15 protein-coding genes are annotated in these 15,580 nt (G+C 71.7%); 12 read left to right on the top strand and 3 right to left on the bottom strand.

The features are described 5' to 3' along the window. The first annotated feature begins 135 nt into the window (after window positions 1-135). Together ACFWPT_RS23975 and ACFWPT_RS23970 are read left to right on the top strand one after the other, a co-directional pair. Window positions 136-1,098 carry a DUF2332 family protein gene (locus ACFWPT_RS23975; protein ID WP_380484123.1) on the top strand — a complete coding sequence of 321 codons (963 nt, stop codon included), beginning with the start codon at window positions 136-138 and terminating at the stop codon, window positions 1,096-1,098. A gap of 63 nt (window positions 1,099-1,161) precedes the next feature. Beyond that, window positions 1,162-2,352 carry a cytochrome P450 gene (locus tag ACFWPT_RS23970; RefSeq protein WP_380369413.1) on the top strand — a complete coding sequence of 397 codons (1,191 nt, stop codon included), beginning with the start codon at window positions 1,162-1,164 and terminating at the stop codon, window positions 2,350-2,352. Window positions 2,353-2,552: 200 nt separating this feature from the next. Here the strand turns inward: ACFWPT_RS23970 and ACFWPT_RS23965 are convergent, their stop codons facing one another. Continuing rightward, window positions 2,553-2,978: a hypothetical protein gene (locus ACFWPT_RS23965; RefSeq protein ID WP_380484121.1), complete on the bottom strand. Its 426-nt coding sequence runs from the start codon at window positions 2,976-2,978 to the stop codon at window positions 2,553-2,555. A 470-nt stretch (window positions 2,979-3,448) separates the two neighbouring features. Between ACFWPT_RS23965 and ACFWPT_RS23960 the strand changes: the two genes are divergently transcribed. Continuing rightward, window positions 3,449-4,258, top strand: a complete 810-nt coding sequence (locus ACFWPT_RS23960) for a hypothetical protein (protein ID WP_380484119.1) — start codon at window positions 3,449-3,451, stop codon at window positions 4,256-4,258. A 185-nt stretch (window positions 4,259-4,443) separates the two neighbouring features. Then, on the top strand, window positions 4,444-5,115 hold the full coding sequence (locus ACFWPT_RS23955) for a hypothetical protein (protein ID WP_380484117.1): 672 nt from the start codon (window positions 4,444-4,446) through the stop codon (window positions 5,113-5,115). Between the two features lie 80 nt (window positions 5,116-5,195). On the opposite strand, the gene ACFWPT_RS23950 is transcribed toward ACFWPT_RS23955, so the two are convergent. Beyond that, window positions 5,196-5,522: a nuclear transport factor 2 family protein gene (locus ACFWPT_RS23950; protein ID WP_380369424.1), complete on the bottom strand. Its 327-nt coding sequence runs from the start codon at window positions 5,520-5,522 to the stop codon at window positions 5,196-5,198. 33 nt (window positions 5,523-5,555) lie between these two features. Beyond that, window positions 5,556-6,740 carry a M20 family metallopeptidase gene (locus tag ACFWPT_RS23945; RefSeq protein WP_380369427.1) on the bottom strand — a complete coding sequence of 395 codons (1,185 nt, stop codon included), beginning with the start codon at window positions 6,738-6,740 and terminating at the stop codon, window positions 5,556-5,558. A gap of 165 nt (window positions 6,741-6,905) precedes the next feature. On the opposite strand from ACFWPT_RS23945, the gene ACFWPT_RS23940 reads away from it, so the two are divergent. From ACFWPT_RS23940 to ACFWPT_RS23905, 8 genes are all read left to right on the top strand, one after another. After that, the gene (locus tag ACFWPT_RS23940; RefSeq protein WP_380484115.1) at window positions 6,906-7,997 is read left to right on the top strand and encodes an AsnC family transcriptional regulator; all 1,092 of its coding nucleotides are present in this window, start codon (window positions 6,906-6,908) and stop codon (window positions 7,995-7,997) included. Between the two features lie 204 nt (window positions 7,998-8,201). Next, the gene (locus tag ACFWPT_RS23935) at window positions 8,202-9,032 is read left to right on the top strand and encodes a hypothetical protein (RefSeq protein ID WP_380484113.1); all 831 of its coding nucleotides are present in this window, start codon (window positions 8,202-8,204) and stop codon (window positions 9,030-9,032) included. A gap of 167 nt (window positions 9,033-9,199) precedes the next feature. Next, the gene (locus tag ACFWPT_RS23930) at window positions 9,200-10,063 is read left to right on the top strand and encodes a PIG-L family deacetylase (RefSeq protein ID WP_380484111.1); all 864 of its coding nucleotides are present in this window, start codon (window positions 9,200-9,202) and stop codon (window positions 10,061-10,063) included. 200 nt (window positions 10,064-10,263) lie between these two features. Further along, entirely contained in the window at window positions 10,264-10,566 is a 303-nt protein-coding gene (locus ACFWPT_RS23925) for a hypothetical protein (RefSeq protein ID WP_380484109.1), read from the top strand. A gap of 296 nt (window positions 10,567-10,862) precedes the next feature. Next, on the top strand, window positions 10,863-11,741 hold the full coding sequence (locus ACFWPT_RS23920; protein ID WP_380484107.1) for an oxidoreductase: 879 nt from the start codon (window positions 10,863-10,865) through the stop codon (window positions 11,739-11,741). Window positions 11,742-12,005: 264 nt separating this feature from the next. After that, on the top strand, window positions 12,006-12,833 hold the full coding sequence (locus tag ACFWPT_RS23915; protein WP_380484105.1) for a lipase family protein: 828 nt from the start codon (window positions 12,006-12,008) through the stop codon (window positions 12,831-12,833). Window positions 12,834-13,150: 317 nt separating this feature from the next. Next, window positions 13,151-14,185: an SMI1/KNR4 family protein gene (locus ACFWPT_RS23910; protein ID WP_380369445.1), complete on the top strand. Its 1,035-nt coding sequence runs from the start codon at window positions 13,151-13,153 to the stop codon at window positions 14,183-14,185. 73 nt (window positions 14,186-14,258) lie between these two features. After that, complete coding sequence (locus ACFWPT_RS23905; protein WP_380484102.1) at window positions 14,259-15,494, top strand: epoxide hydrolase family protein; 1,236 nt, start codon at window positions 14,259-14,261, stop codon at window positions 15,492-15,494. Window positions 15,495-15,580 lie beyond the last annotated feature (86 nt).

Below are 15,580 nucleotides of genomic sequence, written 5' to 3'. Positions count from 1 at the left end.
CATCGCGGTTCGGCGATGAGCAGCGGGCCGCGCGGCACGGGAGCACGAGAACGTCGCCGGGAGGGCATCGAGCCGGGAGCTGCTGCACGGTCTGGTCCACACCTCCGCCCGAACAGTGCCGAACGGAGTGTCCCCGTGCGCGAGTTGATCGACCGACCGGAGCTGCTGCGGTCGATGGCCGCACGGTCCGCCGGGGCCGCTCCCTTCGCATCGGGGCTGCTCGCCAGGCTCGCCGACGACGTCGAGCGCGGCGGGCCGGTGACCCGCCTGATCGGACGGCACCCACAGGCCGGCGCGCCCCTGTTCACCATCCGCGCCATGGCCGGGGTCCAGGGCCTGCTGACCGCCGGGCGGCTTCCCCGACTGACCGCGCACCTGGCCGAGTCGAGTGCGGCGGACGGAATCGAACCGCGCGGCACCGACCGGTCGTGGAACCTCTTCGTCACGGCGATCGCCGACCACCCCGCCGAGATCGCCACCGCGCTCGACAACCCGGTGCAGCAGCACGAGCCCGTCCGGGCCGCGACACTGCTGCACGGGCTCGCACTGGTGCGGGCCCCGCGGATCCGACTGCTCGAACTCGGCGCCTGCGCCGGACTCAACCTGCTGATCGACCGCTACCGGTGGTTCGGGCCCGGCTGGGAGTGGGGCGACCCCGCCTCAACGGTCCGGCTGCCCGCCCACGGTCCGAACCCCGGAAGCATCCGGATCGTGGCGCGCGCGGGCTGCGACCTGCGTCCCCGCGACCCCGCCGATCCGGCCGACGTGCAGACCGTACGGAGCTACCTGCCCTTCGAGCACACCTTCCTGCGAGCCGCCCTCGACGACGCGCTCGACCTCGCCGCCCGCACCCCGGTCCGGGTGGAACAGGCGGATGCGGTCGGGTGGCTGCGGCGCGAGCTGGCGACGCCGGCCGATCCGTCGGTGCGCACGGTGGTCTGGCACAGCCTGTTCTGGGGGTTCCTCGAACCAGGCCAACAGGACGCCCTGGAAGGGATCATGACCGATGCCGCCGCCACCGCGCCGCTCACCCGCATCGCCTTCGAACCCCACGACTGGACGATGCCGCCACGGCTCCAGCTGATCCAGTACTCCTGAGCCCAGGGCGTTCACGGCACTCGCTCGACCCAGAAACCCGATCCCTACGTGAGGAATCCCGGCATGCTGCCCGGCGAGGCATTCCAGTACCTGGCGTCACCCACCGGCCGCCAGAACCCCTATCCCGCGTACGCCGCCCTCCGGTCCCACGGGCCAGTGGTGCGCCTGCGACCGGGGTTCTACGCGGCGACCGGGTACGACGCCGTCAACGCACTGCTGCGGGACCCGCGACTGGAAGTCCGGGGCTGGCCGGACGGTGCCGCCGCACGCCTGATCGCGGACTCCATGATGAAGGCCAACGGGTCCGACCACGCCCGCGTCCGACGGCTCGCCGCAGACGCCTTCTCACCCCGCGGGACCGACCGACTGGAGGAAGTCGTCACCGCACGGGCGACCGCCCTCGCCGACCACCTGGCCCGGATCGGCCGCGACGGCGAGGCCGTGGACCTCATGGCCGAGTTCGCCTACCCGCTGACGATCCGGATCATCGGCACACTGCTCGGTGTCCCGGACGGCGAACACCAGTGGTTGCGCGAGCGCGCCCAGGAGACGACCGCCGTCCTGGAGCCGTTGCGTCCCGCCGGCCCTGCCACCGCGGCCGACCGCGCAGCCCTCGAACTGGAAGCGTACGTCACCGAGCTGACCCGGCTCCGACGTGCCGAACCCGGCGAGGACCTGATCACCGCACTGGTACTGGCGCACGACCGCGACGGCAGCGAACTGTCCACCCGCGAACTCGTCGTGAACCTGGTGTTCCTGCTGCTGGCGGGATTCGAGACCTCCGCCAACCTCCTCGGCAACGGCCTGGGAGCCCTCCTGGACCACCCCGACCTCGCCGCGCGGCTGCGCACGGACCCGGGCCTGACCGACCGGTACGTCGAAGAGGTGTCACGCTTCGACGCGCCCCTGCAACTCACCAGCCGGTGGGCACCCGAGCCGATCGAGATCGACGGCATCGGCAGCATCGAGAAGGGCAGCCACATCCTGCTGCTCCTCGGGGCGGGAAACCACGATCCGGCGCACTTCACCGCCCCGGACCGGTTCGACCCGTTCCGGGACGCCCAGCCGTCGCTCTCCTTCGGCGCCGGCGCACACTACCGCCTCGGCTCGGCGCTGGCCCGTACGGAGGCGCGACTGGCACTCCCGTTGCTGCTGGAGCACCTGCCCGCCATGCGGCGCGCCGGCCCGGCAGTGCGCCGCGACCGCCTCACCTTCCGGGGCTACGCCAACCTCCCCGTTTCCTTCCGGAACTGACCGGCCGCCCGCCACCCGACCCGTGCTGTTCGTCTGCGTCCAGAACGCCGGCCGATCCCGGATGGTCGCCGGTTCACCCAACTCGTCCGCGAAGCTGCGGATGCCCACACGACCGGCTCATCCGACCGCTCGAACCGGACGCGGGGGCAGCCGCGCCCTCCGGCCTGCCGATTCCCCGAGCGGCGGCCGCGCCGCCGGTCTCAGCGGACTTCCACCGTCACCGGCTCGGAGGTCCGTTCGCGAACGGGGTGGTGGTCGTCCGGGCCGGTCAGGCCGAACAGCGCCGCGCGGTACTCCAGGGCGCCGCTGTGTGCGGCCTTGACGTGCGCGACGGCCTCCGCCTCGGTGCCCGTCTCGACCACGGTGCCGCAGGTCATCCGCTCCCACGTCGAACCGCTGCTGCGGCCCTCCAGGCACACCTGGAGGTAGGCGGCACCGTCGTCGTCCCCGTGCCCCGTGACCGTGAAGGTCGTGCCGACCCGCGCCGTGTGCGGAGCCGTGATCTCCACGTCGCCCTTGGCGAACGCCGGTCCGGCGGCCAGGGCCACCGAGGCCAGGCCCAGCGCACCGATCACGGCGGCCCGGCCGCCCCGCGTCGTCGTCCCGGTCCTCTTCGTCCTGCTCATGAACAACCTCCTTTGGAACTCCCCACATGGGGGACCGCGCCTTGCACAGGCGCCCGGGTGTGCCCCACCGATTGTCGGGGCCAGCCGCCGCCCCGGCCGGGTTACGACGCGGCCTGACGTGGTCGGGACGCGACAGTGGAGGCGGATCGTCGGACGGGTCGCGTCCGGGGTTGGCAGCGGCCAGGCCCTCGCGGGAACCGGGGACGATCAACTCCCGGGTGAATCCGCCCTGTTCCGCGCGGGTCGAGCCGACCTCGCGCCGGTCCGGCGTGGCCCCGGGTCTGCCCTTTCGGCCCTCGCCCCGCCACCCCGCCGCCCGTAGACTCGGCGGGGGCGGCCGGAAGGGTGGGGAGGGCGTGCGCGAGACACGGAGAGCCGCGGAGCGGCAGACTACGGCGCCGGCCGCCGCCGGGCACGGGGCACGCCTCACGGGCCTGGCCGCGCTTCAGCGGCAGGTGGGGAACGCCGCGGTGACACGCCAGGTGCAGCGCCAGAAGGGCGGCCTGGACGAGCACTACGCCACGAGGCCCGCCGAGCACCCCGAGTGGGGGCCGTACCAGGAGCTGACGAAGGCCGCGGGCATTCCGCAGCCCCAGGCCGACGCCGCCTGGCAGCTGCTGCTCGGCGGGGTCGACTCGCAGGGCGCGCTGAACGACGAGGCCGTGGCGAAGACGAAGGACCGCCAGGAGCAGCGCGAGCTGCGGGCTTCTAACTCCTGGTACCAGGAGTTCGTCAAGCTCATCGCCGAGCACCTGGAGATCGAGACGCCCACCATGGCCCTGTGGGCGGGCGGCATCGAGACCAGCGACTACGCGTACCGGAAGGGCCACACGCCGCTGGGGCGGACCCGGATCGGCAGCGTGCTCAACGTCCTGGAGCTGCACCCGGACTGGAAGCTGACGGGGCCGATGTGGAGCGTCCTGTCCAAGGCCTTCGTGTCCCGCGCGACCGGCCCCGTGCACATCTTCGTACGGGCCTACGCTCCGGAGAGCATCCTGATCAGGCTGGAAGTCCCGGAACTACGGCTGGTCCAGCGGCTGAACCCGGACGTGAAACTGATCTGGCACCCCGTGTACACCGCTCCCGGCGGGCAGATGAGGGAGATCTCGAAGGACTGCCGACTCGTCGACAACGCGGAGTACGACGGGCGGGACACGTGCGTGAGCGCCCTCGTCCAGTACCTCAGGATGTTCCACGACGACAGCAACACCGAGGCCGCCCCCGCCCACAGGAGCATGGAGCAACTGCTCGTCGCGAACGGCCACAAGGACGGTGTCTGAGGCTGCGGCCCGCACGCAGCGCTCTCCGGCTTCGGCCGGGCACACCTCGTCAACTGTCCGGCGGACGAGGCCCATCGGTTTCTGGGACAGGATCGGGATACTTCCCGCACCTGCCTGTGAACGACCCTCGCCTACGGTGATCACACCCGGTGAACCTCACCGGTCGAACGACATCGGGAGACCTCATGCGCACGCGCCGCCTCGCCCTCACCGCCGCCGCCGTCGCGGCGCTCGCCGCCACCGCGACGGCCTGCGGGCCGGACAACAGCGACACGGGCTCCACCGCCGCCAGCCCCGCCGCCACCGCCGCCGCGCCCACCGGGGCCGCGACCGCACCCACCGGGGCCTCGCCGACGAAGGCCGCCGCCGCGCCCACGACGCCCTCCACGCCGAAGTCGTCCTCCACGCCGAAGTCGCCCGACGCGGCCTCCGCCCCCGCCGCCGACAAGACCGGCTACGGTCAGGCCTGCGGCGCCAACGACCTCGCACTCAGCGCGAAGTCCGAATCCCAGGCCGGCGGCTACCTCCTGATCACGGCCAAGGCCAAGCCGGGCATCACCTGCACGCTCCCCGCGACCCACCCCACCATCGCATTCGGCTCGCGCGGCATCGAGGCCGCCAACGCCGAGCAGGCCACCGGTGAACCGATCACCCTGAGCGGCGCCAAGGTCGCGTACGCGGGCATCATGACGAAGACCACCAACACCAACCAGGCAATCCAGTTCACCGACGTCATCGTGGGCATCGGCAACGCCGACCCCAACCCGGCCAGCATCGCCGTCGGCACCACGCCGGTCGACAAGCCGATCGTCACCAACTGGCACACCGTTGCGAAGGACGCCGTCCCCGGTCTCTGACGGCCGTTCACCGGAGGGGCGCGGGCCGGCCGTACGACGGCGGCGACGGCCGCCGTACGGGCCTGCGCTGTTGCGCTGGTTCAGCTCAGGAAGTCGACGCGGTCGATGAGGCCTTCGCGCACCCGGTAGGCCACCAGGACGCGGACCGGCTCGTCGGCCAGGCCGTGGGCGACTTCGTGGTCGACCACCCAGTCGCCTTCGCTGAGCCGCCCCACGATCTCCGCCCGGCAGCGGCCCTTGGCGAACTGTCCGGCGTACCTGTCGCGCAGAGCCTGCCGGCCATGGAGTCGGGTGCCGTCGGCCCGGTGGATCGTGATGTCCTCGGCGTAGGTGGCGACGAAGGCGTCGATGTCGTGGCTGTTGTAGGCGGCGAGCTGTTGCTCGACCACGTCGCGCGGTTCGGTCATGTGGTTGATCGTTCCTTCCTTGGCGGTACGGGCTCAGGCCGCGAGACGGCGGGTGGCGAGTTCGGCGTAGAGCGCGGCCCCGTCGGGGAGCACCGCGTCGTCGAACTCCGCGTAGGGCGAGTGGTTGACCGGCAGGTCGTCGGGGTCGGTCCCCTTCGGGGCGGCGCCGAGCCACACGAGCGATCCCGGCACGGCGTCCAGGACCCGGGAGAAGTCCTCCGACCCGGTCATCGGGTTCGGCATCGGCTGGAAGCGCTCCTCGCCGAAGACCTCCCGGACGGTGTCCGCCAGGAAGTCGGTCTCGGCCCCGTCGGTCACGGTCACCGGGTACTGGGGAAGGAACTCGACCTCGGCCCGCAGGCCGTGGGCGGCCGCGATGGCCCTGACCAGCTCGACCGTGGTGTCGGCGACCTTGGACTGCGCCGCGGCGGAGAAGGTGCGCACGGTCGCCTCGAAGTAGGCGGTCTCGGGGATGATGTTGCGCTGGGTGCCGGCCTGGATCAGCCCGACGGTGACCACCACCGGATCGAACACGTCGAAGCGGCGGGTCACCATGGTCTGCAGGGCGGTGACCATCTCGCAGGCCGCCGGGATGGGGTCCTTGGCCCGGTGCGGCACCGAACCGTGGCCGCCCGCACCGTGGACGGTGACGTTCAGCGCAGCGGAAGCGGCCATGATCGGCCCGCGCCGGGAGCCGAACTCCCCGTGCCGCATGGCCGACGACACGTGCAGGGCGTAGGCGGCGACCGGGCGCCTTCCTGCCGCGTCGAGCACGCCCTCGGCCAGCATGGCCCCGGCCCCGTCCCACCCCTCCTCGCCCGGCTGGAACATGAAGACCACGTCGCCGTGGAGCTGTTCCCGCCGTGCGGCCAGCAGGTGTGCGGCACCCGCGAGCATGGTGGTGTGCAGATCGTGTCCGCAGGCGTGCATGGCCCCGTTGTCGGCGGCGAACGGCAGCGGGGCCTTCTCGGCGACCGGCAGGCCGTCCATGTCCCCGCGCAGCAGCACCGCCGGCCCCGGTCGGCCGCCGCGCAGCACCGCGGTGACCGAACTCAGCGCCGAGCCCTGGCTCACCTCCAGCGGCAGGCCGTCCAGGGCCCGCAGCACCCGCTCCTGGGTGCGCGGCAGGGCCAGGCCCAACTCGGGGAACCGGTGCAGGTCGTGGCGCAGCCGGACCAGGTCCGGGGCCAGAGCGAGAGCGTCGTCGTGCAGGGACACGGGCACCTCCGTCGATCCCGCGCGTGGCGGGAACTTGTGCAGAGCGATCTTGTTCCGTGATTCTGGATCTCGCGGCGGGATTTGCCCGCGATTTCGCAGGATCACGCCACCAGGAGGCCCTTCGATGAACGAATCCACCGGCAGCCGACGGTGACCGGCTCCGAGATGCCCGACACCGCGACGACCGGCACCGAGGTGACCGGCACCGCGACGACCGGCGCCGAGGTGACGGTGGACGAGCTGGACCTCGCCCTGGTGAACGCGCTGCAGTTGCGGCCCCGCGCACCCTGGTCGCTGCTCGGCCAGACCCTCGGGATCAGCCCGGTCACCGCCGCCCGCCGCTGGCGCCGACTCTCGCAGGCCGGGATCGCCTGGGTGACCGCCTACGGTCTGCCGCACCCCGAGGACCGCGGGTGCGTCGCCTACCTCGACCTCGACTGCGCTCCCGGCCGGCTCCGGCAGATCGCCGACGAACTGGCCGAGGACCCGCACGTGATGAGCATCGAACACGTCGCCCAGGGCTGCGACCTCGTCGTCACCGTGGCCTTCACCGACCTGGCGACGGTCTCCCGGTACACCGCCGAACGGCTCGGCCCACTCCCCGGGGTCAACGCCGTCCGCGTCCACCTGGCAACCGGCTTCTACGCCGAGGGGATCCGCTGGCGACTGGACTCGCTGGACCAGGCCCAGCGCGTGGAACTGCACGACGATCACCCGGCGGGCTACGGGACGCCGTCCGGCGTACGAGCCGAAGTCCGGGAAGAAGACCGGGAGTTGCTCATCAGACTGGGTGTCGACGGCCGCCTCGGCCAAGCCGAGCTGGCCGCTGCCACCGGGCTCAGCCCGTCCACGCTGCGCCGGCGCCTCGACCGGCTGGCCGCCTCCGACGCGATCCGCTTCCGCTGCGAGATCGCCGCCCGCGACGCCGGCCGGCCGGTCCTGGCGACCTTCCGGGCCGACCTCCCCCCGGAGCGGCTCGACGAGGTCGGCCCCCAGCTCGCCAGACTCCCCGAGGTCCGGCTGTGCGTGTCCGTCACCGGCCCGCACAACCTCCTGCTCTCCGTCTGGCAGCGCTCCCTCGCCGACGTCCAGCGGCTGGAAACCGCTCTCGCCCGCAGGTTCCCCGACCTGCGGGTGGCCGAGCGCCGCGTGTCGCTGCGCACCGTGAAGCGGATGGGCCGGATCCTCGACGGGGACGGACGCGCGGTCCGCGCCGTTCCGCTGGACATCTGGCGGGATCCGATCCCGCTCTCCTGACGGCCGTTCAGGTCGGTCCCTGCTGCAGCGCGCCGTCACCAGGAGCTGCGGGCCGCCTCGCGCAGGCCCGGCGGCCCGCCCGTGTGTTCCGGCCATTTCCGGGCGTGGGCGCCCGTACCGGCCGCCCCGGTGGGCAGGATGGCCGACGGCCCGCGCCACTGCCCGGCCGGGCCCCGCAGACCGATCGGAAGGCAGGGACCAGCCATGCCCAAGAGCGCACGGCGATGCACGGCGGCGGCGACCGTCTGCGCCGCACTCATCGGCGCAGTCGGCCTCCTCGCGCCATCCGCCCAGGCCCAGGCCCCGACCTCCGTACAGGCACCGGCGACCGTGTCGTCGACGGCGGACCGGCCCCGGGACACCACCACGCCCCCGGGCACCGAGGGGCAGTCCACCACGGTCACCCGTCCCGACGGCACCCAGGCGCGGTTCGCGGTCTTCTCGACCGCCGACGGCACCGGCGGGACCATCTGGTACCGGACGCAGTCGTCCTCCGGTGGCCCGTTCGGCGCCTGGAGCCAGGTCAACGGCATGAGCCTCAGCTACCGGAACCAGGTGCTCACCGCCGCCGCGGACGCCGACGGCGCCCTGGAGGTGTTCACCATCGGGTACCAGTCGTCGGTCCTGGTACGGATGCACCAGGCGGGCCCGGACGGGCCGTGGTCGGCGCCCGAGCCCTTCGGCCCCGCCGGGGGGCTGGTGCCGAGGTTCTTCGGGGTGCCGGTGGCCTTCCAGCGGGCGGACGGCGCGCTGGCCTTCTTCGAGGTCTACCAGGGTTCGAGCAGCCCGCAGTTGTACGTCAACGAGCAGAGCACCCCCGGCATCTGGGGCTCCTGGACCAACCTGGGCACCGGTCCGCTGTCGGAGGCGGTGGCCACCCCCTCCTCCGTCACCGAGGCGGCCGACGGGAGGCTGACGGTGCTCGCGCACATGTGGAACGGCCCCTCGTTGTCCGCCGAGATCTCCGAGCAGGCCCCGGGCGGTGCCTGGGGCCCCTGGCGCGACTGCCGCAACGGCGGCTGCGCCGGGGGCTGACCGCCGGCGGCCACGCCCGGAAGCCCCGCGTGGCGGCCGGGAGGCCGAGCACACCGCCCCCCACCGGGATGCCCGGCGGCCTCGACCACCCCCGGGCCCGAGCCGCCCGAGGCGCTGGCGCAGACTGGGAGACGAACACCCGACCGACCGACCGGAGGACGACACCCATGGCCGACCGGCCCCTGACGCTGATGGCAGTCCACGCCCACCCCGACGACGAGGCCACCTCGACCGGCGGCGTCCTCGCCCGCTACGCCGCCGAGGGCATCCGCACCGTCCTCGTCACCTGTACCGACGGCGCCTGCGGCGACGGCCCCGGCGGCGCCAAGCCGGGCGAGGAGGGCCACGACCCCGCCGCCATCGCCGAACTTCGCCGCCAGGAACTCGAAGCCAGCTGCCGGATCCTCGGGGTCGACCACCTCGAACTGCTCGGCTACGGCGACTCCGGGATGATGGGCTGGCCCGCCAACGACGCTCCTGGATCGTTCTGGAGCACCCCCGTCGCCGACGGCGCCGCCCGGCTCGCCGACCTGATGCTCCGCTACCGGCCCGACGTCGTCGTGACCTACGACGAGAACGGCTTCTACGGCCACCCCGACCACATCCAGGCCAACCGCATCACCATGGCCGCCCTCACCCAGGCCGCCCTGACGCCCAAGGTGTACTGGACGACGGCGCCGCACTCGATGATGCAGCGCTTCGGCGAGCTCATGCGCGAGTTCGGCACCGACGGGGACACCGCGGCTGACAGCGCTGACGGGGACAACCCGGAGCCCACCGGGGAGGCCATGGAGCTGCCCCCGATCGGGCTGCCCGACGAGGAGATCACCACCTGGGTGGACGCCACCGCCTTCGGCGGGCAGAAGTACGACGCGCTGCTCGCGCACGCCAGCCAGGGCGAGAACATCTTCTTCCTGAAGATGGGCCGGGAGCGGTTCACCGAACTGATGGGCGTGGAGACGTTCGTCCGGGTCCTCGACACCACCGGCGCGGCGCTGCCCGAGAAGGACCTGTTCACCGGCCTGCGCTGAGCCGCAGAGCAGGCCCGGGGCCTCGGACTGAACGATGCAGGCCACGCCCGGAAGGGCGTGGCCTGCATCGCTCCCGCTTGGGGGCAGTTGGCGAGGAGTGAGCCTGGGGGCCGATGGCCGCAGCTTCCGTCGTCGTCGCTCAAGGGTCGGACGTCATGGGCCCGGACCCGACACGGCCCCTGATCGACAAAGATGAGCGCATGGACAGCGAACCTCTACAGATCCCGCTCGATCAGCTCCGACGCGCCTTCGAACTGGCACTGCACCACATCGAAGCCTCAGCCGGCAGCACAGTGGCCGTCGAACGTGACTACTTCTGGTCCGTCCCCGGCGACGAACTCTACGACGTCCCCAACGAACCGAAGACGATCACCATCGGGCAGCTCTCCGAGTCCTGGCACCACCTTGAACACCTACTCGCCGACCCGGACCGGATCGTGGGCTACCACCTGGTCTGGCTCGCCGACGTCCTCCGCGCGATCGGACAGGACACCGTCGGATAGCCATCGCCCCAGCCAGCGAAGCGGTGCCGGCACCGGCACCGTGATCTCTGAAGGTTGTCGAAGTCGATGGCGCCGAGCATCAACGGGGTGTAGTAGGCCAGGCATGGCGTGTCCACCCCTGCGGGGCTGTACTCGGCGAGGATGCCGATCAGCCGGGGTGTCCCTGCCACGCCCAGGAACACCGGGGTGCCGCCCCGCCCCACCCCCGCTCCCCCAGAGTTAGGAGTCACGCCGGGCTGTCCACGAGCATCCGATTCGTCGGCCCCGGCCTCAGCGAAGCCGACGAAAGGCACGACGTGACCACCAGCGCTCCCGGCGGCACCCTCACCCTGGCCCCCGACCTCGCCCTCAGCCGGATGGGCTACGGCGCCATGCAGTTGGCCGGCCCCGGCGTCTTCGGTCCCCCCAGGGACCGCGACCAGGCCCTGGCGGTCCTGCGCGAAGCCGTCGAGCTGGGCATCACCCACATCGACACCAGCGACTACTACGGACCGTTCGTCGTCAACGAACTCATCAAGGAAGCCCTGCACCCCTACCCGGCCGGACTGCACATCGTCACCAAGGTCGGCGCCCGCCGCGACGAGACCGGCGACTGGATCCCCTCGCAGGAACCCGCGGACCTCAAGGCCCAGGTCCACGACAACCTCCGGCACCTCGGCCTGGAGGCCCTGGACGTCGTCAACCTGCGCCTGGACTCGGTGGAAAACATCTCCGATGCGCCCATCGCCGAGCAGTTCGGCGCCTTGGCCGACCTGCGCCGTCAGGGGCTGATCCGCCACCTGGGCATCAGCGGCGTCTCCGACGCCCAGCTCACCGAGGCGCAGGCCATCGCCCCGGTCGTCACCGTGCAGAACCTCTACAACCTGGCCAACCGGCAGGACGACTCACTCGTGGACCGCTGCGCTGACCAGAACATCGCCTTCGCCTCGTTCTTCCCCTTGGGCGGCTTCAGCCCGTTCCAGTCCCAGGCGCTCAACGATGTCGCTGCCCGTCTCGACGCCTCCCCGCAACAGGTCGCGCTGGCCTGGCTGTTGCAGCGCTCGACCACCACCGTCCTGATCCCCGGCACCTCCTCCATCGCCCACCTGCGCGAGAACACCGCCGCGGCCGACCTCGTCCTGCCCGCCGACGCCGTCGCCGAACTCGACACCATCGGCTCCGCGAGATCGCGGTAGTCCTCAACGCGGCTGACAGCGCTGCCACTTCGACTTCGCCGACGCCACGCCGATCATCGGGGACCACGGCCGTCGAGCCCATGGGCGGTGTTGCGAACGCCGCGGATCCCGCGTCCTGCGGCGGTTCCCGCACAGCCCGCCGGGATCCGGGTTCCGCCGCGGTTGCGCCCGTACGGGTGGCCTTCAGCGCTTCCGGCTCCCCTCCGTTCGCGTACGGCACTAGGTTGCTGGGCGATCCGCTGGCCCGCTTCCCGGAGGACACCGATGGCCATCCCCGCCCTGGACCACTCGACGACCCGCTATTCCCTCCCCCACGCCTACTGGATGGCGCAGGCCGCCGGACTGGCCGTGCTGGACCGGGCCGGCATCGAGAACAAGGCCCACGCCTGGGGCTTCGACGAGGTGCGGCACTTCGAGTCGACGCACCAGATGCCGTTCCCGATCGAGGACACCCAGGCCTACACCATGGCCAGCGACCGCATGATCGTCACCGGCTTCCGGGGCACCGAGGTCCTGAAGATCTACGACTGGCTCACCGACGTCAGCACCCCGCCCGTTCCCGGACCGGCGAACAAGGGCTTCGTCCACTACGGCTTCCACCAGGCCCTGCGGTCCGTCTACCCCGAGATCCGCGACACCATCCGGGGACTGCGCACCAACGGGCAGAGCGTCTGGTTCACCGGCCACAGCCTCGGCGGCGCCCTCGCCATGCTGGCCGGCGCCTGCTGGTACTTCGAGGAGCCTCGCCAACTCCCCGACGGCGTCTACACCTTCGGCCAGCCCCGCACCTGTGAACGCCTTCTCGCCGCCGCCCACAACACGGCTTTCAGGGACTGCTGCTACCGCTTCGTCAACAACAACGACATCGTCCCCCAGCTCCCGCCCGAGCCGGCCTTCACCCATGTCAACGCACTCCGCTACTTCGACGCCGACGGAGAGCTCCACGAGGCCATGCCGCTCATCGCCGGGCTGAAGGACCGGGCGAAGGGCTACCGCCAGGACATGTTCGCCCCCGAGACCGACGGCATCAAGGACCACCACCTGCGCAACTACCTCGCCGCGTTCGAGAAGAACCTCGCCACAGCCGCCTGATCGCAGGACACCCGGGGCCGACCCCACAGGGCCGGGCCCGACCCGACGTCCGCTCCACAACCCGACGGGAGGCTGCGGCGGACGGCGAGGAGTCCGGGCTTCGTGGGCGAAGCGGCCGTGACCGGCACGGGGACTGCACGGTGTCCTGCTTCGCCCGGAGCCGGGTTGATGTCTCGTTGGGCCGACCACCTCGCCGCCCATCAGTACGGCTCAGTACGGCGATGCGTCAGTGCCGCCTGACTCTGCCCTTCTCCGAAGCCGCCGTCGGCCGGGCATCGAACGTACAATCGCCGGACGAGTAGGTGCGGGAGGGCGCAGTGGGACACTTCGAGGGCTTCGACGTCACCGGGTTCTGGGACGATTCGGCGTACGCGCTGGAGCAGTACGTGGAGGAGGCCCCGCCCTCGCCGGAGTTGGTCGCGTCGTTGGAGGAGGAGCTCAGCGGATACCGTCTGCCCGACTCCTACGTCGCGCTGATGACCGTGCACAACGGCGGCACCCCGGCCCGGACCTGCTTCCCCATGCCCGAAGCCACGTCCTGGGCCGACGACTACATCGAGATCACCGGAATCCGGGGCGTCGGGCGGACCCGTCCGCAATCGCTCGGCGGCGAGTTCGGCAGCCGGTTCTGGATCGACAGGTGGGAGTACCCCGACATCGGTGTCTACTTCGCCGCCATGCCCTCGGGCGGCCACGACATGCTCGCCCTCGACTACCGCGCGTGCGGCAGGCGCGGCGAGCCGACCGTGGTGCACGTCAGCCAGGAGGCCGACTTCGCGATCACCTTGGTCGCGGAGAACTTCGAGGCGTTCGTCACGGGCCTGGTCGACGAGTCCGTCTACGACACCTCGGAGCAGGACCGGCTCGCCGACCTGGCCGCGGTGCGCGACGGCAGCTTCTCCCCCGTCCTGCTGCGCGCCTTCCGCGAGGTCGCGGACGTTCTGCCCGACGCGGACCGGCGGATGCGGGCGCTCGCCGAGGCCCTCGTGCACGACAAGGGGTTCTTCGCCCTGCACGCCGACGCGCGCTCCACGCTCATGTACGACTACCTGTTCTGGCTGTTCAGCAGCTTCAACCGGGTCGACTCCTTCGAGCGGTACCTCAGAACGCCTGCGCAGGACGAGCCTTCCTACGCGCTGCCGGACTACGGGCTCATGATCGCCTTCGGCCTCGAGTCCGAGCAGTACGGCTTCCGCACCGGCGGATACGCCCCCGGCTTCCTCGAGGACTGGTGGAACTCCCGTATCGCCTCGGGTCAGATCGTCGAGACTGCCGACGGCTATCGGTTGACCGACGCCACCATCACCACGCTGCTCGACGGACTCGCCACCGTGGCCGGGCAGGACGGGTAGCCGTGTTCGCCGGGCCAGTTGGTGCCCGTCCGGCGGCGGCACCGCTTCCTCCTCCCCGGAAAGGAACCACGCCATGACCGCCCCGCACGCCTTTCCCCTGAAACCCACCCCGATCCATGTGCCCGACGAGGTCCTCGACGACCTGCGCACCCGTCTCGCACTGACCCGTGCCCCGCTGGACGAGGGGAACGAGGACTGGTCCTACGGCGTCCCGGACAGCTACCTCCGTGAACTGGTCGCCTACTGGCGGGACGGGTACGACTGGCGCAAGGCCGAGGCCGCCATCAACGCCCACGAGCACTACCAGGTGAGCGTCGGCGGCGTCCCGGTGCACTTCCTGCGCAAACCCGGCCGCGGCCCCCGCCCGATCCCGTTGATCCTCACCCACGGCTGGCCGTGGACGTTCTGGCACTGGGCGAAGGTGATCGACCCGCTCGCCGACCCGGCCGCGTTCGGCGGCGACCCCGCCGACGCGTTCGACGTCATCGTGCCGTCCCTGCCCGGCTTCGGCTTCCCCGGCCCGCTCACCGGCTTTCCGGACGTCAACTTCTGGAAGGTCTCCGACCTCTGGCACACCCTGATGACCGAGACCCTGGGATACGGGAAGTACGCCGCCGGGGGCTGCGACATCGGCGGGATCGTCTCCAGCCAGCTCGGCCACAAGTACGCCGACGAGCTGTACGGCATCCACATCGGCTCCGGGCTGCCGCTCGACTTCTTCACCGGCCCCCGCGCCTGGGACTTCGCCCGGAACCGACCCCTCACCGACGACCAGCCCGCCGACGTCCGCGCCCGCACCATCGAGCTGGACCAGCGTTCGGCGTCCCACCTCGCCGTGCACACGCTCGACGGCGCCACCCTGGCCCACGGGCTGAGCGACTCGCCCGCCGGACTGCTCGCCTGGCTGCTGGAGCGGTGGAACGCCTGGAGCGACAACGGCGGAGACGTCGAATCCGTCTTCACCAAGGACGACCTGCTCACCCACGCCACGATCTACTGGGTGAACAACTCCATCGCCACGTCGATGCGTTACTACGCCAACGCCAACCGCTACCCCTGGACCCCCGTCCACGACCGCACCCCGGTCGTACAGGCCCCGGTCGGCCTCACCCTCGTCACGTACGAGAACCCGCCCGGCATCCACACCGCCGACGAACGCGTCCGGGCGTTCAGGACCGGCCCGCAGGCCGACTGGTTCAACCACGTCAACGTCAACGCCCACGACCACGGCGGCCACTTCATCCCCTGGGAGAACCCCGACGCCTGGGTGGGCGACCTGCGCCGCACCTTCCACGACCGCAGGCCCTGAACAGCCCTGCCGGCTCGCCCGGCGACAGGCCGGGCGAGCGTTGCCCCGCGCGTTGCCCCGCGCGGGGGCGGGCGCGGGGGCGACGG

This window comes from Kitasatospora sp. NPDC058478, from assembly GCF_042720345.1.
Taxonomy (GTDB): Bacteria; Actinomycetota; Actinomycetes; order Streptomycetales; family Streptomycetaceae; genus Kitasatospora.
The sequence above is the reverse complement of the archived record's forward strand: the minus strand, read 5'-3'. Positions and strand labels throughout refer to the sequence as shown.